We start from the raw sequence: 846 nt of genomic DNA, 5'->3' as shown, positions 1-846 counted from the left end.
AAACCAGTGACTCCGAAAGGGGCCGTGGGTTCGAATCCCACCCTCTCCGCCAAATTAATATGGAGAAGTACTCAAGTGGCTCAAGAGGATCCCCTGCTAAGGGATTAGGCTGGGTTAACCGGTGCGAGGGTTCGAATCCCTCCTTCTCCGCCAGTAATTGTCGAGGTGTAGCGCAGTTTGGTAGCGCACGTGGTTTGGGACCATGGGGCCGGGGGTTCGAGTCCCTCCACCTCGACCAATAAAGTGGACCTTTAGCTCAGTTGGTTAGAGCGCCCGGCTCATAACCGGTAGGTCCGGGGTTCGAGTCCCTGAAGGTCCACCAAAAAAATGCATAGGGGTGTAGCTCAGTTGGTAGAGCGTCGGTCTCCAAAACCGTGCGCCGGGGGTTCGAGTCCCTCCACCCCTGCCACTAAAACAATTATATAAATAAGATTATATCGAGGTGTAGCGCAGTTTGGTAGCGCACGTGGTTTGGGACCATGGGGCCGGGGGTTCGAGTCCCTCCACCTCGACCAATTGGGGGCCTATAGCTCAGGTGGTTAGAGCGCACGCCTGATAAGCGTGAGGTCGCTGGTTCGAGTCCAGCTAGGCCCACCAGAAATGCCCAGATAGCTCAGTCGGTAGAGCAGGGGACTGAAAATCCCCGTGTCGGTGGTTCGATTCCGCCTCTGGGCACCAAAATATGTGGCGGTATAGCTTAGTTGGCTAGAGCGTTCGGTTCATACCCGAAAGGTCACAGGTTCGACTCCTGTTACCGCTACCATCTAAGAAATATACTTAAACATATTTAAGAACTTTGAAAATTAAACAGTAGGTTAATTATAAAAATTCTTTTTTAAAGAATTA

At 51.8% G+C, this 846-nt stretch carries 8 tRNA genes; all 8 read left to right on the top strand.

What is annotated here, in order from left to right:
- The first annotated feature begins 61 nt into the window (after positions 1-61).
- A tRNA-Ser gene (locus RWY47_RS01165) sits at positions 62-153 on the top strand.
- A gap of 8 nt (positions 154-161) precedes the next feature.
- Positions 162-238 (top strand) — tRNA-Pro (locus RWY47_RS01160).
- Positions 239-245: 7 nt separating this feature from the next.
- Positions 246-322: transfer RNA gene (locus RWY47_RS01155), tRNA-Ile, on the top strand.
- 11 nt (positions 323-333) lie between these two features.
- Positions 334-409: transfer RNA gene (locus RWY47_RS01150), tRNA-Trp, on the top strand.
- A gap of 29 nt (positions 410-438) precedes the next feature.
- Positions 439-515, top strand: a tRNA-Pro gene (locus tag RWY47_RS01145).
- A gap of 5 nt (positions 516-520) precedes the next feature.
- Positions 521-597 (top strand) — tRNA-Ile (locus tag RWY47_RS01140).
- 5 nt (positions 598-602) lie between these two features.
- A tRNA-Phe gene (locus RWY47_RS01135) sits at positions 603-678 on the top strand.
- Positions 679-686: 8 nt separating this feature from the next.
- Positions 687-763, top strand: a tRNA-Met gene (locus RWY47_RS01130).
- Positions 764-846: the final 83 nt, after the last annotated feature.

Origin of the sequence: Paraclostridium sp. MRS3W1 (assembly GCF_032465715.1) — a bacterium.
In the GTDB taxonomy this organism is placed as follows: Bacteria; Bacillota; Clostridia; order Peptostreptococcales; family Peptostreptococcaceae; genus Paraclostridium; species Paraclostridium dentum.
The sequence above is the reverse complement of the archived record's forward strand: the minus strand, read 5'-3'. Positions and strand labels throughout refer to the sequence as shown.